We start from the raw sequence: 21,779 nt of genomic DNA, 5'->3' as shown, positions 1-21,779 counted from the left end.
TTTATTCTAGTGGAGACCCCTAAGGTTTGGCATTCACATCCAAATGGACGGGTAAATGACAAAGCTTAGAAGCCGACCTCACCAGAAATAAACACTATTTTTAAACACAAAGAAGGAGCGAACATTCGCCCCTTCCCCTGATCTAGCCAAAGGCTAAACCGACTTTAGTTTTCAGCAATAAAGCATAAGGCATGCGATAAACCCGAAAATAAAGTTTAAATCGAATTAACGACGTAAACCTAAAGCACCGATCAATGCAACATAACGACCGTGGTCTTTACCATTTAGGTAGTCAAGAAGCTTACGACGTTGGTTAACCATACGGATCAGACCGCGACGGCTATGATGGTCGTGTTTGTGCTCTTTGAAGTGACCTTGTAAGTCATTGATTTGAGCAGTTAAAAGAGCTACTTGAACTTCTGGTGAACCAGTGTCGTTTTCAGCGCGAGCAAATTTAGCAATGATCTCTGCGCGATCTGCGTTTGTTAAAGCCATTCGATTTCTCCGAGATGCTTATATATCTTGATAAAAATCAAAGTAATGAGAATTCAATACATTGACTGCCGTGCATCACTACAGCAAGTTGCATATTTTAAGGGAAATTGCGTCAGATTGCAAAAATAGATCATGAATTTTGATAGTTTTAGCTGCCAGATGTCTTTGCTTATTTACTGATATGAAGAAATCCCATATGGTTCAATTTACAACGGATTTCAGGAATTGGACTTGATCTGGCTTACGAATAGCTGTTTAGATAACTGCAGAAATTAACTGATCTTTTTATATTTAAAATATTTCTGGTCGCGCTTAGAAATAAATGATAAAAAAAAGCCCGAGTAAACTCGGGCTTTTTCGCGCTGTAGTTTCTTCTATTATCATTTTTTATTTATTGTTTTTTTTAGTGCGTTTTACGCTTTATTATTTTCAAATCTTCCTGACTAAAAATAACTTCCTTGTGTGGTAGATTTTGCCATATTGTCGAAATGCTCATAGAGGCATTTATCCTCACTCGCTGTAAGCCATTGCGTACAAAATTGTCATCGAAATTTGCAAAATATTACACTTATATATCTTTTAATTACACTATTTACTTAAATTTACTTATTCTGCCAACTTAATTGAACTATAAGATTACGGCAAAATTCCATTAACGGCAGATATAAAAAAGCCTTGTAGTCTCTCCCAAAACTACAAGGCTTAGCGGCTGTAAGTTTCCTCTTTCACTTACTTCACTGTAAGTTCGCTGTCTGGTGACATTCTTGTTCTTATTATGCGATTTATACCCAACTTTCCGTGTTGAGTTCTTTTGTGTGACCAATCTTCTCAAAAACCGAGTAAAAGCTCCATGCGCCAATTTCCTGAATCCATGTAAGCATTTACCTACAACAGTTATTTATTTTTTGCCAATAGATTGTTGCATTGTTCAAGTATTTTTTCGCTTAAGCCACTCTTTCGTGTGGTTCTGACGCATAGCGCTTGTGTAAACGCGTCGCGATCTACCAGTAAGCTCACAACTTTTTTGGCCCGGGTAATCGCTGTATAAATCAGTTCCTTACTCAGCAAATTTTTGGCCTGTTGATCGAGTACTACAGCCGTATGAGTAAATTCTGAACCTTGCGATTTATGAATCGTCAAAGCAAATGCCGTTTCGATACTTTTCGGTAAGCGGGTCGCCAGCACCCATTTTTCTAAGCTCGGGAAATACACTTCAAATTGTGACTGTCCTTCTTGTTCTCTCCAGAAACAGATGCCAATATCACCATTGGACAGACCCAGCTGATAATCGTTATAAGTCATCATCACTGGTCGACCGGTATACCAGTCGCCCTGTTTTAACTTGCCTACACTGGCCAGAAAACGCTGTTCAATCTGCTGATTGATTTTATTCAAGCCCAGATCACCATGCCGGATTGCGGTGAGAATCCGGTAATCATCAAAGTACTGAATTGCCTGCTGCACATATTGATCAAAATCAGCCTGATCCTGAGCCAGCTTGATCGCGTCTGCATAAGCCTGATAGCCATACATCAGTTGATCATAATATGGGTCTAACTGTAGACCTGTAGTTGGGTTTATTTCTGGCAGATATTGCAGTTGCAACTGGTCAATCTCTACCTGATCCAGTGCAATTGCTTGCAGCTCACTCGCAGCAACCACTTGCTGTTCAAACTGGTTTAAAACCGATGCTGGAACATGTTCCTGCTGGATAAAGTGCGCCATCGCACCAATCCGGGCGCCTGAAGCAAAACGGCGTGTCGTGATTAAATTGACCCGATTATCTGCCAGAACAGAAGTCTGCTGTAAATCTGCCAGTACAGTGCCGACATCCACCGAGGCCAGCTGGTCTGCATCGCCTAATAAAATTAAGCGGGCTGAATCTGGCACTGCAGCAAGAAGCATCTGCGACAGGCTTAAGTCCAACATGGATGCTTCATCAACCACGATCACATCATAGGGTAAAGGCTGCTTGGCATGAAACCGTGGGCGTCCCAACCGCCCCAAGCCCAGTAAGCGGTGCAAAGTAACGGGTTGAACCTGCTTTAAAGCCTCCAGCTCAAAAGCGTGTAACTTTTCACTATATAAAGCTTTTTGCAAGGCTTCTTGCATTCGCTGCGCAGCTTTACCCGTCGGAGCGGCCATCGCAATCCGGATATTAGGCAAGGCTTCATGCAGTACAGCAATCATATGTGCCAAGGTGTAGGTTTTACCAGTTCCTGGTCCACCGGTAATAATATTCAGCCCCTGCTTGGCGACCATTTCCAGCGCTTGCTTTTGCTGTGGATCTGTCAGGAGATTACGATCACGCTCATTTAAATCAACCGGCATGATGGCTTGAGACTTGATCCGGGCGATCTCTGTAGCGACTGCCTGCTCCAGCTGCCAGTAGCGGTATAAATACAACTGCTGGTTTTCAAAAATAAAAGGTGCAATGCCTTGAGCCTGCTGGCTACGATCCAATACCAAATGATGCAATAGAGCTTTTTGCTCGGCACTAGCCGGAATACAACTATTGCCCTCCTGCATCGCTTCAAGGAGCTGCTGAATCAGCAATTTTGCGGCAGCATCAAAGGTCGCCGAACTAAATGGTGGCTGACATAAATAGTCAATCCAGGCCATTAAATGGGCTGATTGCTGAGACACGTGAATTTGCTCATTTTCCACACAGTTATCCTCAAAGTTATCCACAGGATAATCTTCTGTTTAAACTCTTAAAATTTTATAAATCATCAAAATTATGCTGATTTTTTCTGCTCAAAATAGCCCAGAATTTCATCCAGTTTCAGAATAAATTCCAGACCAGGCTGCCAGTGATAAGCGCCTTGTTCAGCCTGACCATTCATACCGCGCAAATACAGATAAGTCGCCCCACCCAGATGCTGCTGCATGTCATATCCCTGCATGTTCACGCTTAGATAACGATGCAATGCCACCAGATATAAGGCCGCTTGCAGCCAGTAACTGGAGTGGGTCATATTCTGCTGGATGGCCTCGGCCGTGTAATGCTGCTGATCCGGCCCGAGAAAATTGCTTTTATAATCGGCAATATGATAACGCTGGCCATCAAAATAAACCAAATCGATAGAACCGGTCAGATAGCGTGCCGATTTTGCCTCATTAAAATCAGGCATGAGAATATCATGCTCGGCAAACAGTTGCTGGATCTGACGAATCTGTAACGGTGCATCGGTTAAAGACAGATAAAACGGAAACTCGGACAGATACGCACCTTGCTGCAACTGTTCCAGGCTGAAGTCTTCCTGTAGGGGTGCAGCCAGAATTTCTTTGAGCCAGTCATGAACCCGATTGAGTAGAAGATCCTCAGTCATCTCATCAATGAAATGATCGAATGCCTGCTGAAAAACGGCTTCTACATCCAGTTGCGCTGCTGTCTCAGCAGGCGTCATCTGCGCTATTTCCTGTTCGAAAAACTGGATAAAAGGTTCATCATCCAGTTCTGTAAAATAGCGCTGAAACTGCCCTAAGAAGTTCAACCATTCAGAGTGATCGAATGTTTGAGCTGAACGGAAAAATTGCTGCCATTCCTGACGATAAGCTTCACTCTGATTATGCAGGCGAATTCCGGTCAGGATTTTATAATTCAGGCTGGAGAGTACTTTTTGCATACTCTGCTGCAATTTTTCCGGCTGCATTTGACCTTGACGGGCCACCTGACTGAACAGGGTCTGTAAATTCACACAGGCCGTCTGATAGCTCGGGGTAAATGCCTGCTGTAACAATGGACGAATATGAAAGGCCTGATGAAATTTCTCTTTCAGTTCCTGCCAGATTTGTGGCGCCGTATTTTTAAAACGACGACGGATTTCCAGATTCCAGTAGCTGCGATCCTGAAAATCGATATGCTCAAAAATACTGTGCAGGAAGGTTCCGGCCACCGTGCCTTTAGGAAAATTCAGCTTGATCCAGTCCAGTGGTTGGCTGGCTACCTGCTGTTCCAGTTCCAGCAGATTCATTTCATCTGCGGCACTGTCCGGACGTTCAGAAGCAATGACCAGATCATCCTGCAATATTGCCTGATGCGGGAGATGCTGTGACAGTGCAGTAAAACTGGTTTTAGTCCGCGGATAGAACTGTCGCTCCGGTAAAGGATGAGCCTGCATCTGTAACGGTGCTTCTGTCTGTTTTGCCACAATTCTAGGCGGCTCAGAAGCCAGAGGTTGTTCCAGCAGACTTAGGGCATGCTGAAAGGCCGCCTCACCTTGTCCACGCCAGAATGCCAGGCCTGAATCCGCCTGTCCGCTCTGATCTTGCAGCATGGCATAAACCCGGTGACTGGCCCGGGTCAGTGCCACATACCAAAGCCGGTGATTTTCTGCGGCATTACGGGCCGCATTTTGCAAAATCGCCTGCTCATGCAAGTCCTTATGATTAACTGCAATCACCCGGGATTGTTCCAGTACATTTTCCGCGGCTGACAGGGAAAAGTTCAGATTTCCTTTATTCACATCAAAAGGTGCATCGGCACCTAACAGGAACACCACTTTAAATTCCAGACCTTTGGAAGCATGGATGGTTAAGAGCTGTACCCCATGATCGCCAGAGAGTTTTCGCTCTTTTTCGTTATCCTTGCCTGAAGGTGATTGCAACTGACGCAAATACCAGTGATACAGCTTTTGAGCACCCTGATAATATTCACTTTGCTGACACAGGATCTCGGTTAGGTGACGTAAATTCACCACCACCCGTTCATTGTCCAGGCTCTGGCTTGCAACCAGATTGGTCCAGACCTGAAACAGGTTTAAGGCATAATTCCAGGCCGTCAGAAACCCTTTTTCAAACCACATTTCCCGGATAGCATCAAAGTCTGCAATATAACGGCTCAGACCTTCGCTCTGCTCTTGCAGTTCGATTAACTTTTTCAGGTTAAAGCCCAATAAACGGGTCAATAAAGCACGTTTGACTTTGGCTTCGTTAAAAGGCTCCATGATCGCGGTCAGAACAGCTGCAACATCCTGAGCCACCGGACTGGCAAAGACGCTCTGCTTAGATTCCTTATAACAGGGAATCCCCATGCGTTGCAGACGCTGCTTGACCTGTTCCAGCGCATAATGGCCAAAACTGAGAACTGCAATATCATCCGCTTTTAAGTGCTGAACGTTGTCACCCTGCTGGAAATACAGTTGCTGCTGTTCAGACTGATTCAATAACTGGCGGATTTTCCAGACCACCTGATCCGCTTCAACATCCTGTTCACCGAGTTGAATCCAGCGCAGTGGATGCGGATTGCTCAGCGTTTTATCGATTAAATCCGGATGTGGCCGGCTCCCCGCCTGAATCAGGGTGTAATGCACCTGTTCACCAAAATCCATCTGGCGTTGAAACAACGCGTCCACCACCTCGACCAGAGGTTTTACCGAGCGATGGTTCTGGATCAGAGTATATTCACGGCCCTGCTTTTGCAGCACATCGGCACGCGCCTTGTTATAGGTCAGCATGTCGCCGCCACGGAAACCGTAAATCGCCTGTTTCGGATCGCCCACCATGATCATACAGCCAGCTTTGACCCGATTCGGATCACGCCAGATTTTAGCCAGCAGATCATCCTGATCCTGATTGGTATCCTGAAATTCATCGACCAGAATGAGTGGATAACGTGCCTGTACAAACTGGGCAAAACGCTGACCTTGCTGTCCCTGTAAAGCTTCAGCCAGAGTACGGATTTGTTGGGAAAATGTGGTTTCACCCTGTTTTTGCAGGGTTTGTGGCAGACGGTTCTGCACACTACGAATAATATGATATTCCAGATAGGTGGTCAGCTGCTTCAGCTGTGCATCCATCTTTTCTTTGAATTCGCACAATCCATCAATGGCCTGAATCAGGCTATGTTGCAGAATCTTCTGCTGCTCTGCTTCCGGACAGCTTTTGTTAAACACTTGTGTCGTCGGCTGAAAATCGGTTTTCTTGCGGCGCAAATAACACAGATTCAATAAGATCGCATGCAGTTCTGGATCAAAAAAGCTCATCACACCTTTGGTTTTCAGTGCCGCCATCCAGGTCATAAAGTTTTCACAGACATCACTTAATCTGGTGAAAAAACTCTTATGAAAATACTTGGGAGAATTCTGGCAATACTCCCGAATGATCTCAATTTCATGTTCATGTACATCGAACAGGCGCTGAATGCAGTGCTCTAGTTCAGCTAGATCCCATTCGACTTTTTCTACCTTCTGAAAGTATTGCACACGGAAATTTAGAGCATCACGAACTAGTCCAGTATAGTGTTCTACTGGTTTCAACAGGTTTTGCAGATATAGATGATTGACCATATACTGCGGCTGCTGCTGGATCCATTCTCGTAGCACATCATGAATCAGCTGCTGGATATATAGGTCCTGATCTTCAGTCAGTTCGGCCCGTTCAATCTTGCCGCTTTCAAAGGCAAATTCACGTAATAATTTCTGGCTAAAGCTGTCCAGTGTCCCGACAAACAGCTCATCTAGCTGGTTCAGTACCAGACGTAAACGGCGCCGGGCATAGTCCATGCGTGAGCCATAATCTTTCAACACCTGCTGAAATAGTGGATCCGATTCAGTCTGGATTTTGGCGGTGATTTCGACCGAATTCAGCTCCTGATGACGCTGAATGAAGGCTAGCGTTTCCTCGACTCTGAGACGTACCCGGTTTTTCAGTTCAGCTGTGGCTTTACGGGTAAAGGTTGTGGCAATCACCTGATGCGGATAATACTGATCCAGAAAAATCCGCACCATCAAACTGGATAAGGTATAGGTCTTACCCGTCCCCGCCGAAGCTTCAATCCAGTGCAGGCCGCTAAAGCGCATGTCCTGAATCGGATTGGTTGAAATCTTTTTACTGCTCTGGTTCGGTAACATGGTCATTGTTCTTTTATCCATTCCAGATGTTCATGAATCGGCGCATATAGCGCATGGGCAAAGTCATGGCAACAGCGTTGCAAGGCCAGATCCGGGTCCTGATCCTGCAAAATAAACTGCCAGTCCTGATGCAACTGGCTGGATTCATCGCTGGCCAAAGGCTTGGCACTTTCATAGCTGTTGTTCCAGGCTTTTAGCAGTTCCTGCATCTCGGCAATGGTGATCTGTCCCTGTTCATTTTCGGTCCATTCCCAGGCCTTTTTCATCAGCAATTCGGCAGGCAATACCAGCGGCTGGGTCTGTCCCACTTCCCAAGCTTTCAACCAAGCCTGTAAATGATGACGTGCCTGACTAGAACGCAGTCCGGAGAATTTCAGGGTTTTATTACTGAAAATGACAATCCGTTCCAGCTGTGGAGACAGTTCATCATTGTTCAGATAGGCCAGCCAGAGCAAATATTCCAGCCAGACCTGTGCCCGACGTTTTTCTGAGGCCGAAGATGACTGCATGCTGAGCCAGTAACTGCTGTGTGGCACTTGTGGCAAGGTAATATGAATCAGCAGTTCAGGGTTATATTGCCAGGTTTGCTGCGTTACAGGTGTCAGCTCTTTATTCAGCTGCAATAAACGTTCTTTTAGCGATTGCTGTTCCTGCTGACTGCTGAGCCAGGTCGCTTCCTGAGTTTTTCCGACCGGTAAGCGGTCCAACATCAGCTGTGGCTCAATCTCTTGATCCTGTTGTAATAGGAAATCACGGACCTGATACTGTTCCAGTTTATTCAGCAATAAGGGTTCTCGTGAACTTGGCAGATCGGCATATCTCACACTGGAAACACCGATACTTTTCAGGAATAGACGTGCTGGGAAAATCATGTCACGAATCCACTCATCCCCTTTCAGCACCCGGATTTCTTTCTGCATCAAGGCCGGATAATGGGCATTGATCCAGCTGCTGCGCTTGCCCTCTGCACTGCGAATATATTCTGCTACAGCAAACCACTGGGTCTGATAACGTGGAGTATGAGATTCGACGTAACCGATCGGATCGAACGGCTGTAGTGGATGCACATGATAGAGCTGACGGATATGCTTGGCCACGCTCAAACCATTCATCTCAACCGTTTCATCGACTTCAGCATCGGGCTGGTCTGACTGGCAAATCAAGGCAATATGCTGGATCAGTTCCTGCAATGAAGTGGATGGATCACGCGCTTCACCATCATCAACATCAAAGCCATTATAGAACAGCCATAAATTGTCCTGCGCCAATAGCAATGCATCCAGAAAAGCACCTTGGTCATCATCCAGACGGGAACGATCCCCTAGTTGCGGCTTCAGACTGTTCATCAGGTCAAATGGCACCTGCTGATTCCGGCTCGGAAATTTACCGGTATCTAGATTCAGCATCACCACCAGTTTATATGGCAACGGACGGATCTGGCCGATTTGACTAAAGGTAATCTGTCCGGTCGGCTCGGCCTGATCCAGCTGCATCTCCAGTGTATTCTGAATTTCTTCCAGTACATAAGGCAAAGGAAGGCTTAAGGCGACCAGCTCCTGGCTGGCCTGCGGATCATCCTGATCATGGTAATCGGCCAACGTCAGCATCCGCATCTGCTTGTCAATGATTTCTGCGACCGTCTTTAAGGACTCAACCCCGGCTTCACGGAACTCATTCAAGTCTTCACGCAGATATTCCAGCCAAGTTTTTACCGGGGTACGTTGTCCCTGTTCATGCAAAATCAGCCAGTCACGGCGCTGTACCAGATCCTGATAAATCTGGATCAGAGTCGAAATGAGAGGAAAATCACTACTCAAGACCCGAGCATAGCTTAAGGTATCCTGAAACAGGGCATGTTCCGGAACTGCAAGCCCGAGTGCCAGCCGATCCAGCGCAAACTTAAAACTGAAGCGGTAGTCTTCATCACCGGCAGTCAGGCTTTGCTGTAAATGCTGCTGATCCAGACCGCGTTTAAAGCCCGCTTCGCCCAGTAACTGCAACATGCGCTCAACTTGCGCGTAGTCCAGCGCATATAGTTGCTGGGTCGCATTCAGACTGAGCCAGTCGGCAAAATCTTCGATACTGAAACGTCGATGCACCAGCTGAATCCGGCCCAGTACCGCGCGCCAGGCATTACTGACATCGAGTCGTGACACCCCGGCAATCTGAATCGGTAAATACAGATTATCTTTTTGCAGACGCTGGCTATGGCCTTCCCGTTCTCGCGGTGGTGGTGCAAAGACACTCCGGATCGCTGGTTCCAGCTCTTTCAGGTTCGGGGCCAGCACCAGAATATCACTCGGCTGACGTGGGGCATCTTCCGTGCCTTGGGCCAGCCAGTGAATCATCTGTTCTTTTAAGACTTCCAGCTGGCGCAGTGAGGAATGACAGACATGAATCTGTACCGAATCATCGTCGGGTTTGAGCGGATACTGGTGTTTTTCCGGTTCCAGCAGGTACAAAATATCCGACTGGATTTTGGCCAGTAACTTATCCTGATATTCATCCACGAAAGCATCGGCCCAGAGACCTTCTTCACCTGAAGACAGTTTGGACAATAACGAGAAATGATCACGTGCCTGCTTGCCAAAGCGGGTCAGCAAGGGATGACGCGATTCCCGGTCTTCGGCATTAAAGTTCAACTGAAAGGCTGCAAAGAAATGCTGGATTTCGGTATCAGTCGGCAAACGTCCCTGAGATTTTTCAAATTTCTTGATGAAACGTTCCTGCACGCCAAGGTCATAACGTGCTTTCCAGTCTGGATCGACACTATCGGCCCAGTATTCCTGTGACGGGTTAAAGTGGAAAATATAAATATCGATGTATTGACCGAGACGGCGCAAGAAATCCAGCTGACTCGGTGGCAATTCTAGCAAGGTAAAGACCACGACCTGTTCTGGCAAACGTTTTAAAGCCTGTACCTGAGTATCTTCATTTTCCAGACGTTCCCAGTACATCTGTTCGATGTCCAGAATCTTGGCATAATCATCCTGAAAGACATGCTGCCACAACCAGCGCTGCCAGGCTTCCAGTTCGCGTGCCTGAATCTTGACGAAGTCTGCCACCGGAATTTCATGGCCATTTTCATCTTTAGGAATATAGATCATCTGCTCAACATCGAGCGCAATATCCTGCCCCCAGGACGCCAGCCAGTTAGTGGGACAACGACATTCCTGTGGTGGGCAATTCCGCGCGCAATAACCACGGTAATCCATATAATGGCTAAACAGGCGCGAGACCTGTTCGGATACCCAGTACAGCATGCTTTGTTTTTTCAGCTGCTTCTCTATGCCTTGTTCCAGACGATCTGCGCTGTCATAAATCCGTTTGATAATCGAATACAGTGGATGATCGATCTCTAATGGAATCTGCTCAGGCAAAATGCATTTACGTAATGCCTGAAATACCCGCCATTTAATAATAATTCGGGGAATATTGGCTTCACGAACCTGTTCGACTTCTTTGGGATTATTCAGCACCCACTGATAGGAAGTCCACTGAAAGGCACGGATCCGGTGATGAAACTGGGTATTGGCACTGATGCCCTTTTTCTCGGCAATTTTCTGGGTGAGCCAGGCCTCGACTGCAGGAGACGGTACAATAAAATGCCGTGGCTGTAACACGGCCAAGGGATTTTTTGCGCTCTGGTTGACGATACGCAGCATACTATCCAAAAGCACATCAATGCGTTGACTCTGAATAACATGAATTGCCATCGTTTCCCCTGAAAAATGAGATGGAGCAGTACTACAAAATGATAAAGATTATTTACTATACTTACCGAACTGTCTATGTCACTTTTTAAAACTCATACTTCAGTCAAAAAAGTTCTTTGAAAAAAAGCATCTTATTGATGTTTGAACAGAAAAAAACAACATCTAGCTTTAGGTAATGCCCATGAAATTAGACAAAATTCCGGATCGTATCGATCCAAGTTTAGATTTAGACAGAATTCGCAACGAGTGCTTAGAGCTAACCAAAAAACGTGCCTATTATTCTGCCGGAGCAGCTGTGATTCCGGTGCCATTTCTGGACGTGGTCATTGATGTCGGCATTCTGTCGCAACTGATTCCGGAGATCAATGCCCGCTTTGGTCTAGCCCCTGAACAGATCAGTGTGTTTGATCCTGCAACCAAACAGGTGCACTGGAATGAACTGCGTAAACGCGGAATCGAGTTTTCCGGTCTGGTGGTAGCACGTACAGCAGTCAAAAAATCTTTGAACAATGTTGCAGCGAAAGTGATCACAAAGCAAGTCACAAAATTCATTCCACTCGGTGGTCAACTGGTAGCCGCGAGCCTCGGTTATTTTGTCATGAAAAAAATTGCTGAAGCGCATGTGGAAGATTGCTATCGCACAGCAAAAAATATTCAGCAAAAACAGATTGCTCAAGGCAAATAAATTTCCCGCCCCATTTTTTATCCCCAAACTTTTCAAAACTCAGGCAGATTAATCTGCCTGAAGCTGCTTTAAAATTGTTTTTAAAATTTCGACCCGAGCGGTGTTTTTATCATCAGTGGCGATAATGTGCCATGGTGCCTGTTCTGTCGACGTACGTTCAAACATGTCGGCGGCCGCTTTTAAATAATCATCCCAACGTTCCCGGTTACGCCAGTCCTCATCGGTGATTTTAAAGCGCTTATGTGGGGTATCTTCACGCGCCTTGAAACGGGCCGCCTGCTCTTCCTGGGAAATCGCCAGCCAGAATTTAATAATTACGGTTTGATGGTTAATCAGACTCTGCTCAAAACGGTTAATTTCATCATAGGCCCGTTGCCATTCTGCCGGACTGGCAAAGCCCTCTACCCGTTCTACCAGCACCCGACCATACCAGGAACGGTCAAAAATACAGATATCATCATCAGTTTGCAGCTTGTTCCAGAAACGCCATAAATAAGGTCGATTCAGTTCATATTTTTCCGGCGCCCCGATGGTCTGGATTTCATATTCACGTGGATCCAGCTTTTTCACAATCCGCTTGATTGCTCCGCCCTTGCCTGCTGCATCCATCCCTTCAAACAGCAAAATCACATTACGTGGGTCTGAGCGCAGCGCCTTGGCCACCTGAGGAGACAGTTTTTTCAGTTCCGCTTTATAGTCCTCTGTCTTGGCAAGTTCTTGCGAAGGATGCTGCAATAATTCTGGAATTTTGGCCTGTTTCCATCGTCCTTTGGCCCGAACCGGATGATTGGGACAATGTTTTAGCGCCTGCAAAATATACTGTGCAAACTGCTGGTCACGCTGTTTTTCATCTTCCCCGTCAATGATCAGCCAGTCGTCGTCTTTAGTAAACCGCTCTCGCAAACGTTGCATGGTGTCGTACTTTTTTTTGTCGCGCCAGTCCAGCCCATGCAGTTTGTGCCATTGCATTTCACTCGGATCCATCTGATCCAGGCGTTTTTGTAGCGTTTTCCAAGGTAAGTCGAACCAGACCTTGACCACATCAACATAGTTATTTTTTAGATCCTGCTCAAAGACACGCATATCTTCCAGATAGGCATCAAACTGGGCATCATCAATGGCACCAGTCTGCATGGTGGTTCTGAGCAGATCGCTGTACCAGTTACCAAACAAGACCATGATCTGGCCTTGGGCAGGAATAAACCGTGTATAGGGTTGCCAGAAGGTCTGTTTTTCTCCTAATACTTGCGGCTGATCGGCCTTCACCTGCAAATAACGAGGATCTACCCATTCACGTAACTGTTTGACTGCTTCGCCCTTACCTGCCAGCTCGATTCCATTGACCAGAACAATCAGGCTTTTGCCATTTTTCTGTCCCTGGGTTTTTCTCAGATCATACTGGGCATTGATCAGCGCAAGGGATAACTGGTCTTCATCCATTAACTGGAAACTTTGTTCTTCTGTACGCATGGAGATCCCTCATCTTTTATTCTTGTGGGCAGTATAGCGAGGAGTCTGAACGCAAAAATAGCGTTAGCAACGTTTTTCACACGATTAGATTGTCTGTTTAAACAGCAAATTGACATTCAAATAAGGAATCATTGATCAATTTGTCATAGCGAGATTGCGCCACACCCTCTAAGATTCTGAGATCGAAAAATCATATTTGAAAATACATGTCCAAACTTGCCCGATTAGATGAACTCTTAGAACAGTATTATCAGCTGAAGTATCACACTCAGCCTGAAATTTTAAGCCGTTTACAGGATGTGCAGGCATGGCAAAAGGCACGGATGCAGCGTAGCCATCATCAGCATTTTTCTGAAAAAAACAACCAGCTGATGGCCGAATATTTCCTGAATCGGCTCTATGGCGGCCCAGACTTTGACGCACTGGCCGAACAGATTGCCCGACTGATGAAATATGCGCACAAGGCAGAAAAAATGATTCCGGAAAATGCCCTGAAAACCGGAACCTCAGGTGTCGAACTGGCGATTCTGGCGGTACAGCTGGATGAACAGGTCGCAATCCAGCTTTTAGAGGATTATCCTGCCAACGCACCATTGACCGATGAAATGATGCGTGTGACCTATCTGAAACTGGATCAGGGTGAGGCGCGCTTGAAACAGCTGGCATTGCTGGATCAGCTGGGTGTCAGCCTGGATAAATATATGCGTTCCTTTGTGGTTTATACCGCCTTCAAGATGTGTAAAGGCGCAGCCAATAAATATCATTTTCAGGTGATGTATGAGTTTATGCAGGACGGTTTCCAGGCCATGAAACCGTTAAAGTCGGCAGAAAAATTCGTGCATGACTTTACTGCGATTGAACGTGGCATTATTGATAAGGTGCATTCAGGCGATCCAACACCATTCCAATAATAGATTCCTTTCCCATCCATGATGAGGAAGGCTTGCAGTCCTGCCTGATCCTGATATTTTCAGGTTTTTAGGGCAGGCCATCGCCAGTGATAAATCATATGAATTATTCGATCACTGGCAGTGAAGATTTCCGCCCATATTCCTATTTTTCTGTATATTATTCATAACAATTGCATCATGATTGCTGAATAACATCCAAGAATCTGTCATTATGCAGGCAATGCAAGATTAACCCGATTGATATGTTAGGAGTGACTCCAATGTCGAATGAAAATCAAACGCCTACCCCTACACCCGAGTCGGCACAACAGACAGACAAAGTGAGCCCATTCTTAACCACTCCGCTTCCGCAAGGCGCTCCACAAGGTCAGCAACAATCTCTAGAACAACGCCTGACCGATACGCCTGTGACTGGAACTGTCCCTAAATATAACCTGCCACGCGGTGCCAATACCGGTAACGTCGGTCCAACCACGCACTTCGGCTACAAGACTGTGAGCAGTGACGAAAAAGCCCAGAAAGTGGCTGAAGTATTCCATTCGGTGGCCAGCAAATACGATATCATGAATGACCTGATGTCATTCGGCATTCACCGTCTGTGGAAACGTTTTGCGATTAATATGTCAGGCGTGCGCCGTGGCCAGCATGTGCTGGATATTGCTGGCGGTACAGGCGACCTGGCCAAAGTATTTAGCCGTGAAGTGGGCCCTACCGGTCATGTAGTACTGTCTGATATTAACGAATCCATGCTGAATGTTGGCCGTGATCGTCTGATTGATGCCGGCTGTACCAATGTTGATTTCGTTCTGGCGAATGCAGAAACTCTAGAGCCATTTGCCGACAACAGCTTTGACCTGGTAACGATTTCTTTTGGTCTGCGTAACGTCACCGATAAAGATGCTGCACTGGCTGCGATGTATCGTGTGCTTAAGCCAGGTGGTCGTTTACTGATTCTGGAATTCTCTAAACCAGTTTTTGAGCCATTCTCAAAACTGTATGACCTGTATTCATTCACCGCTTTACCAATCATGGGCAAAATCGTGGCAAATGATTCAGAAAGCTATAAATACCTGGCTGAATCAATCCGTATGCATCCGGACCAGCGTACTTTAAAAGGCATGATGGAAAATGCTGGCTTCCAGAACTGTGATTATCACAATCTGACCGGCGGTATCGTTGCCGTTCACCGTGGCTTCAAGCTTTAAGGGTCGTACCCGATATGTGGTCACTTCTCGCACTCGGTGCTGTTGAACGCCTGATTCATCATATGATTGATCTGGATGCGATTACCCGCATTCAGCTCAATGCTTTGGCTGGAAAAATGCTGCGGGTGGTCATTACTTCACCGCAGCTGTCCGTCGATGTCTTCTTTGATGAAGGCAAGGTTCGTCTGGAGCCAACGCCAACCGGCCATACTGAAGAATCTTCGATTTTTGAACAGCGCCCTTATGAAGCCAATAGTACTCAAATTCCTGAAGCAACGGCGACGCTACAGGTGAATAATGTCGTAGAGCTGCTTAAACTGCTGCTTGCTGATGAAGTCGGTAATATTCCATTGCAAGGTGACTATAAACTTCTGCAAGAAATCCAGCGCATCATGCAGCAGGCAGAACCTGATCTGGCGGCGCATTTGAGTCCTTGGATTGGCCCTGCTCTGGCACATGAAATTGGCAAGTTGCAGCTGGCTCCGAAGCATTTAAAACGCACTTTGCAAAGCCAATTATTTTTCGCTAAAGATGCCCTGAAAGAAGATAGTGGCCTTTTTGCCCCGCGCTGGCAAATGGATGACCTGAATCAGGATACTCGTATCCTGAACCAGAATTTAGATCGCGTCGAAGCCAAAATCCGTCAGCTTCAGGCTCAGATTGAATCTGACGATTCCACTGATCAGCCTTTTACTCCTGCTACACCTCATATTCCTTCTCAATACTAGGTACACCGCTTTATGATTCCGCATGTTTCACGTTTACTCGAACTTTGGCGCATCGCCGCGCACTATAGACTCGACACGTTGTTTCCTGCGGAAGAACTTCCTGAGAAAGCCCGGCATATTTTATCTTTAATTCGTATGCATCCGGCAGCCTGGTCTAGCCGTGAGCGTAAGAATCCACTCAAGCTGAAATTGGCCCTGGAAGAGATGGGACCGCTGGCGATCAAGTTGGGGCAGTTACTTTCGACCCGTCGTGACCTGATTCCACCTGAAGTGCTGCAACAACTGGTTCTGTTACAGGATCAGGTCAAACCCTTTGATAATGATGTCGCCAAGATGCGTATTCAGGAATCCTTAAAAGCGGATGTAAATACCCTGTTCGCCCGATTTGATGTTCAGCCACTGGCAGCCGCCTCGATTGCACAGGTGCATACCGCAGCCCTGCATGATGGCCGTGAAGTGGTCGTCAAAGTGACCCGTCCGAATATTCGACAGCAGATCTTGCAGGATTTTGAAATTCTAAGCTGGCTGGGTGATTTTCTGGAGAAGCGTCTGGAGGCAGCGCGTGCCCTGCATTTGTCTGAAATTATTCAGGACTATCGCCAGATCATTCTGAATGAACTGGACCTGACGCTGGAAGCGGACAATACCCGCCGTATGCGTCATTACTTCACTGGCTCCAGCATGATGTATGTGCCTGAAGTTTATATGGACAGTAAGGACGTGCTGGTGGCAGAACGGATTACCGGTGTTCCGATTTCGGATATTGCCACCTTTGATGAACTGGGTATGGACCGTGCGGATCTGGCACGTAAAGGTCTGACGATTTTCTTTACCCAGGTCTTCCGCGACAACTTCTTCCATGCGGACATGCATCCAGGCAATGTCTTTGTCGAAACCATCAATCCGGCCAATCCGCGCTTTATTGCGCTGGACTGCGCAATTATGGGAGAGCTGTCCAAGCATGACCAGATGACGGTAGCACGTATGCTGCTGGCGGTCATGAACAGTGACTTCATGCAGCTGATTCAGATTGTGCATCAGGCGGGCTGGATTCCACCAGGTACTGATCAAGACGCACTAGCACGCGAAATGCGTCGTACCGTGGGTCCAATGGTCTCCAAGCCAATGCATGAACTGGACTTTGCCGGGATTCTGATTCAGGTCATGGACATCGCCCGTCGTTTCCATCTGGAAATCCCGCCACAGCTAATGTTGCTATTGAAAACACTCGTGCATGTGGAAGGTCTGGGAACAGACTTATATCCTGAGCTGGATATCTGGAGTCTGGCTAAACCGATCCTCACCGATTGGGTCAAAGCCCAGATGAATCCGCAAAAGAATATCAAGGAACTCGGACAAAAAATCCCGGATCTGCTTTTGGGTGCGCAGGATTTACCGACCTTGATGATCGACAGCCTGAACGGTCTGAAAAACCAGTCCGCCTGGCATGCCAAGCAGCTCAATGAATTGCAAAGCATGCGCCTGCAAATGGAACATCAGCAAAAGCGTAGCTGGATTTTTGGCAGCATCATGGCCATTCTGCTTTCAATTGCGATCATTTCACCATGGTTTGTGTCAGTGATTTTGATCGTACTGGCAAGCGTACTCGCAGTCTGGCGGATTGCAAAATAACTGAAATAACCTTCTTAAAAGACCTGACATTGTTCAGGTTTTTTTATTTTTCTCCTTCCCTATGACTGCAAAGTCACCTTAGGGTATATCTTGCCATTGGGCTTTGTGACCAGATGCTTAAAATATGTCCTCATTGGTCAAATATGGGTTGAACCTTTATGCAGATTTTACAAAAACATGCGCCTGCTCTGAAAATCCGCGCTGGGCATCAGGCTCGTGAGCTGATTCTGAAAGAAGGTTTGCAACCCGAACAGGTCGATATTGTGCCGGGTGCTGCAGGTGGCCCCAAGGGTATTGGCATTCAGGGACTGGACCAGGCCATTTTTGGCGAGTTTTTCCCACGTGCTCCTCAGCGTAGAACCTTAGTCGGTTCATCCATTGGTAGCTGGCGTTTTGCCAGTGTCGCGGCGTGGGGAGCCAAAGCAGGCACTGAACGTCTTGCCGACTTGTATACCCATCTGTACTTTCACAAGAAAATGACCCGTAAGGACGTCAGTGACGTTTGTCGTGGCATGCTGCTGGATCTGGTACAAGGCAAAGAAACCGATCTGGTGAATCATCCAGATTATCATCTAACGGTATTGTCGATTAAAGCCCAGCACATTTTCCAAAGTGACAAGGCGCTCCCCCTACTCGCCTCTGTAGCTGGCATTGTGGGAACTACCGCTGTAGCGCGCAAACATAGTCGCCATTTTATGCAACGTGTGATCAGCCAACCGAATGCAGGTGAACAGTTTAAAATTGCCGATGATGGATTTACTACACATTATCACGCCTTGACTGAGCAAAGTGTTTTGTCATGGCTGATGGCCTCTGCTTCTATTCCGGGCGTGATGGCAGCGGTCAATAATATTCCGGATGCACCGCAAGGTTATTATCGCGATGGTGGCTTGATTGACTATCATATTGACCTGCCGTTTCAGAGCAAAGGCATCGTGCTGTATCCGCATTTTACTGATAGCATTACTCCTGGCTGGTTCGATAAACTGTTTAAACGCACGGCAAGCCCGGAAAATCAGGCACGAACTTTGCTAATTTCACCTTCTCAGGAATATTTGCAAAGTTTGCCTTTGGGTCGTTTACCGGATCGTAAGGACTTTACTTTAAAAGGTTTGGATCAAGCCCAGCGGATTCAGCTCTGGAAGCAATGTATTGCTGAAAGTCAGCGCCTGGGAGATGAATTTCTGGAACTGGTCGAGAAGCAGAATTTTGCCGATGTGATGCAAAGCCTGTAATGGGCACAGCCTGTCCGAATTGTTTGTATAATTGCCTTAATTTTTTGAACTGTTGAGATTTATGCAGAAATTTTTAGTGATCCTGCAATATGCATGTATAGCCTTTGGACTTTATCTGATTTATAGCGTTAGCATGTCGCTGTATACCCAGCAATTTGAGCTGATGGAACTGGTGGCAGATATTGGCACCATTCTGATCTGTCTGGATTTGGGTGTATTTTTATATACCAGTAAAGGCAAACAAGGCATCACCATGGAAGAGTATGCTAAACAGCTAGAACAACCACCGTCTAAACTGGTTTATGTGACACGTAAACTGGGACATCTGGGTATTTTATTGATTATTACCAGCTGGATTGTTCCAATCGTGAACTCATAAAGATTCAATAAAAAAACCTCCCAAAAGGGAGGTTTTTCGTTTAGAGCCTAAAGATTATTTCGAACCTTTAATCCCTGCTTGCAATAACAATGCCCCTAAACCACCAATTTTATTTTCTTGTGGTTTAGCCGCTTGAGGTTTCTTGCCATGCGGGCGATCACCTTGCGGACGCGCATGCTGTGGACGTTTGCCTTGTGGCTTGCGCTCACCACGTTGCTCATTGTCACGGCGTGGTTGACGTGGTGCTTTCGCTGGCGCTTCCGAACCTTCAGGACGCATCGACAGATTGACACGGTTACGTTCAACATCGACGTTCAGTACACGAACTTGTACGATTTGACCTGGTTTCACCACTTTATGCGGATCAGCCACAAATTCATTCGCCAATTCAGAAATATGTACCAAACCATCCTGATGTACACCAACATCCACGAAAGCACCGAAGTTAGTCACATTGGTGACTACACCTTCCAGTTGCATGCCTTCAGTCAATTGAGCCACTTCAGTAATATCATCACGGAATTTTGCGGTACGGAATTCTGGACGCGGGTCACGGCCAGGTTTTTCCAGTTCAGCCAAAACGTCCTGAACGGTTGGCAGCCCGAATTTATCATCGACAAACTCTTCTGCATTCACTTGACGAATGATTTCAGTATTACCAATAATATCTTTTACAGTGGTTGCTTTCGCTTCAACAATTTTAGATACCAGTGGATAAGACTCAGGGTGAACTGCAGACGCATCTAGTGGTTCTGAACCTTGCTGGATACGCAAGAAACCCGCTGCCTGTTCAAAAGTACGTTCACCTAGACGTGGCACTTTTTTCAGGTCCTGACGGTTGTCAAAACGGCCATTTTCCTTACGGAAGTCCACGATTTGCTGCGCGATTGATTTGTTCAGACCTGCGATATAACCCAAAATCGCAGCAGATGCAGTATTCACATCCACACCGACCGAGTTCACACAGTCTTCAACGACTGCTTCAAGAGTTTTTGCCAGACCGGTCTGGTTTACATCATGCTGGTACTGACCTACACCAATGGACTTAGGATCGATTTTCACCAGTTCTGCTAATGGATCTTGCAGACGGCGTGCAATTGATACTGCACCACGGATCGATACATCCAGTTCAGGCAATTCCTGAGAAGCCAGTTCAGATGCTGAATAAACAGAAGCACCCGCTTCTGAAACAGAAACACGAGTCAATTTCAGGTCGCTATTTGCAGCCATCATTTCAGCAACCAACGCTTCAGTTTCACGGCTTGCCGTACCATTACCGATTGCAATCAGGTCAACATTGAATTCGCGGCAAAGACGTGCCAATTCAGCCAGTGAACCTTCTTTATCATCTTTCGGTGCAAATGGGTAAATGGTGCTATGTGCCAATACATCACCTGATTCATTCACCACTGCCAGTTTTACGCCAGTACGGATACCAGGATCTACGCCCAGTGTCGTACGTGCGCCTGCAGGCGCAGAAAGCAGTAGATGACGCAGGTTTTCAGCAAAGACCTGCATTGCTTCAGCTTCAGCAGCCAGACGTTTTTCAGTCAATAATGAATGTTCGATCGTTGGACGAACTTTACCAAGCCAGAACAGTTTCGCAGTTTGCTTTAAGAAATCCTGACGAGATTGCGGCTGAATGGTATCCAGGTTGTATTCAGTTTCAATACGTGCCAATGGTGCATCATCTTCACCATCCACTTTTAGGCCCAGTACATTTTCCTGACGGCCACGTAGCATTGCCAATAAGCGATGTGAAGGTACCTTGTTCAGATTTTCAGAGAAATCGAAGTAATCACGGAATTTTTTACCAACTTCTTTTTTCTCTTCGCTAGCGACCAGACTTTTCAGCACAGCAGTTTTAGCAAACATTGCTTTAAGTTCAGTGGTCAACGCAATATTCTGTGCCCAGTCATCAATCAGGATGTGCTGGATCGCATCGAGCTGACTTTCCTGATCTGGATAATCTTCATGGCTAAAGCCCGCCAAAGCTTCTGCTGGATCCACGGCTTCAGTAAAGATTTTCTCTGCAATCGGACCTAAACCGGCTTCTTTGGCTTTAAACGATTTGCTGGTACGTTTTGGACGGTATGGTGCGTAAATTTCTTCTAGGGCATTTTTAGTTTCTGCCGCATTCACCCGTGCCAATAAATCATCAGATAATTTATTTTGTTCTTTTAGTGATTCGATCACCTTTTCACGGCGTTCATACAAATCACGCAAATACGATAAACGTGTATCGAGCTGGCGTAGTTGCGTATCGTCTAAGCCCTGCGTTACTTCTTTACGGTAACGTGCAATGAAAGGAACGCTGGCACCCTCATCAATCAGTTTGATGGCAGCTTCTACTTGATTTGGACGTACGGCAAGTTCTTTTGCCAACTGCTGAACTAAGTCAGTCATCGTGTTTGATCCCACAAGGATAAGTACTAAATGGCATGATTATAAAGACCAGGTCTATAAAAT

The 21,779-nt window shown here is 46.4% G+C and carries 13 protein-coding genes; 7 read left to right on the top strand and 6 right to left on the bottom strand.

Annotated elements, in window-relative coordinates:
* Window positions 1–225: 225 nt before the first annotated feature.
* The 4 genes from rpsO to FTU01_RS00550 form a co-directional block, all read right to left on the bottom strand.
* Complete coding sequence (rpsO, locus tag FTU01_RS00565; RefSeq protein WP_004637724.1) at window positions 226–495, bottom strand: 30S ribosomal protein S15; 270 nt, start codon at window positions 493–495, stop codon at window positions 226–228.
* Between the two features lie 894 nt (window positions 496–1,389).
* The gene (recD, locus tag FTU01_RS00560) at window positions 1,390–3,162 is read right to left on the bottom strand and encodes an exodeoxyribonuclease V subunit alpha (protein WP_373686354.1); all 1,773 of its coding nucleotides are present in this window, start codon (window positions 3,160–3,162) and stop codon (window positions 1,390–1,392) included.
* Window positions 3,163–3,233: 71 nt separating this feature from the next.
* Window positions 3,234–7,355 carry a UvrD-helicase domain-containing protein gene (locus tag FTU01_RS00555; RefSeq protein WP_180025246.1) on the bottom strand — a complete coding sequence of 1,374 codons (4,122 nt, stop codon included), beginning with the start codon at window positions 7,353–7,355 and terminating at the stop codon, window positions 3,234–3,236.
* Window positions 7,352–11,065 carry an exodeoxyribonuclease V subunit gamma gene (locus FTU01_RS00550; protein ID WP_180011861.1) on the bottom strand — a complete coding sequence of 1,238 codons (3,714 nt, stop codon included), beginning with the start codon at window positions 11,063–11,065 and terminating at the stop codon, window positions 7,352–7,354. Before FTU01_RS00550 ends, FTU01_RS00555 begins: the two co-directional genes overlap by 4 nt.
* 181 nt (window positions 11,066–11,246) lie before the next feature.
* Between FTU01_RS00550 and FTU01_RS00545 the strand changes: the two genes are divergently transcribed.
* Window positions 11,247–11,750 carry a hypothetical protein gene (locus tag FTU01_RS00545; protein WP_159123426.1) on the top strand — a complete coding sequence of 168 codons (504 nt, stop codon included), beginning with the start codon at window positions 11,247–11,249 and terminating at the stop codon, window positions 11,748–11,750.
* A gap of 48 nt (window positions 11,751–11,798) precedes the next feature.
* Here FTU01_RS00545 and FTU01_RS00540 read toward each other — a convergent pair whose 3' ends face one another.
* Window positions 11,799–13,220 (bottom strand): phosphate--AMP phosphotransferase, encoded by a 1,422-nt coding sequence (locus tag FTU01_RS00540; RefSeq protein WP_159123427.1) that lies wholly within the window; start codon window positions 13,218–13,220, stop codon window positions 11,799–11,801.
* Between the two features lie 206 nt (window positions 13,221–13,426).
* On the opposite strand from FTU01_RS00540, the gene FTU01_RS00535 reads away from it, so the two are divergent.
* The 6 genes from FTU01_RS00535 to FTU01_RS00510 all read left to right on the top strand — a co-directional run bounded on the left by FTU01_RS00535 (window position 13,427) and on the right by FTU01_RS00510 (window position 19,310).
* The gene (locus FTU01_RS00535) at window positions 13,427–14,131 is read left to right on the top strand and encodes a hypothetical protein (protein ID WP_104426682.1); all 705 of its coding nucleotides are present in this window, start codon (window positions 13,427–13,429) and stop codon (window positions 14,129–14,131) included.
* 260 nt (window positions 14,132–14,391) lie between these two features.
* The gene (gene ubiE, locus FTU01_RS00530) at window positions 14,392–15,336 is read left to right on the top strand and encodes a bifunctional demethylmenaquinone methyltransferase/2-methoxy-6-polyprenyl-1,4-benzoquinol methylase UbiE (RefSeq protein WP_005232491.1); all 945 of its coding nucleotides are present in this window, start codon (window positions 14,392–14,394) and stop codon (window positions 15,334–15,336) included.
* A gap of 14 nt (window positions 15,337–15,350) precedes the next feature.
* A complete protein-coding gene (locus FTU01_RS00525) occupies window positions 15,351–16,064 on the top strand; it encodes an SCP2 domain-containing protein (protein ID WP_159123428.1) in 714 nt (237 codons plus the stop codon).
* A 12-nt stretch (window positions 16,065–16,076) separates the two neighbouring features.
* Window positions 16,077–17,696, top strand: a complete 1,620-nt coding sequence (locus tag FTU01_RS00520) for an AarF/ABC1/UbiB kinase family protein (protein ID WP_159123429.1) — start codon at window positions 16,077–16,079, stop codon at window positions 17,694–17,696.
* 158 nt (window positions 17,697–17,854) lie between these two features.
* Entirely contained in the window at window positions 17,855–18,931 is a 1,077-nt protein-coding gene (locus FTU01_RS00515; RefSeq protein WP_159123430.1) for a patatin-like phospholipase family protein, read from the top strand.
* A 61-nt stretch (window positions 18,932–18,992) separates the two neighbouring features.
* On the top strand, window positions 18,993–19,310 hold the full coding sequence (locus tag FTU01_RS00510) for a hypothetical protein (RefSeq protein WP_159123431.1): 318 nt from the start codon (window positions 18,993–18,995) through the stop codon (window positions 19,308–19,310).
* A 54-nt stretch (window positions 19,311–19,364) separates the two neighbouring features.
* Here FTU01_RS00510 and FTU01_RS00505 read toward each other — a convergent pair whose 3' ends face one another.
* Window positions 19,365–21,716 (bottom strand): Tex family protein, encoded by a 2,352-nt coding sequence (locus FTU01_RS00505; protein ID WP_159123432.1) that lies wholly within the window; start codon window positions 21,714–21,716, stop codon window positions 19,365–19,367.
* Window positions 21,717–21,779 lie beyond the last annotated feature (63 nt).

Source organism: Acinetobacter sp. YH12043 (assembly GCF_013419915.1).
Taxonomy (GTDB): Bacteria; Pseudomonadota; Gammaproteobacteria; order Pseudomonadales; family Moraxellaceae; genus Acinetobacter.
Note: the sequence above shows the minus strand (reverse complement) of the source record. Positions and strands in the feature narration are given on the sequence as shown.

Bases quoted from the DNA above. Each gene is read 5' to 3' on its own strand.
- rpsO (WP_004637724.1), bottom strand. From the start codon at position 495: ATGGCTTTAACAAACGCAGATCGCGCAGAGATCATTGCTAAATTTGCT.
- FTU01_RS00555 (WP_180025246.1), bottom strand. From the start codon at position 7,355: ATGACCATGTTACCGAACCAGAGCAGTAAAAAGATTTCAACCAATCCG.
- FTU01_RS00550 (WP_180011861.1), bottom strand. From the start codon at position 11,065: ATGGCAATTCATGTTATTCAGAGTCAACGCATTGATGTGCTTTTGGAT.
- FTU01_RS00545 (WP_159123426.1), top strand. From the start codon at position 11,247: ATGAAATTAGACAAAATTCCGGATCGTATCGATCCAAGTTTAGATTTA.
- FTU01_RS00540 (WP_159123427.1), bottom strand. From the start codon at position 13,220: ATGCGTACAGAAGAACAAAGTTTCCAGTTAATGGATGAAGACCAGTTA.
- FTU01_RS00535 (WP_104426682.1), top strand. From the start codon at position 13,427: ATGTCCAAACTTGCCCGATTAGATGAACTCTTAGAACAGTATTATCAG.
- ubiE (WP_005232491.1), top strand. From the start codon at position 14,392: ATGTCGAATGAAAATCAAACGCCTACCCCTACACCCGAGTCGGCACAA.
- FTU01_RS00525 (WP_159123428.1), top strand. From the start codon at position 15,351: ATGTGGTCACTTCTCGCACTCGGTGCTGTTGAACGCCTGATTCATCAT.
- FTU01_RS00520 (WP_159123429.1), top strand. From the start codon at position 16,077: ATGATTCCGCATGTTTCACGTTTACTCGAACTTTGGCGCATCGCCGCG.
- FTU01_RS00515 (WP_159123430.1), top strand. From the start codon at position 17,855: ATGCAGATTTTACAAAAACATGCGCCTGCTCTGAAAATCCGCGCTGGG.
- FTU01_RS00510 (WP_159123431.1), top strand. From the start codon at position 18,993: ATGCAGAAATTTTTAGTGATCCTGCAATATGCATGTATAGCCTTTGGA.
- FTU01_RS00505 (WP_159123432.1), bottom strand. From the start codon at position 21,716: ATGACTGACTTAGTTCAGCAGTTGGCAAAAGAACTTGCCGTACGTCCA.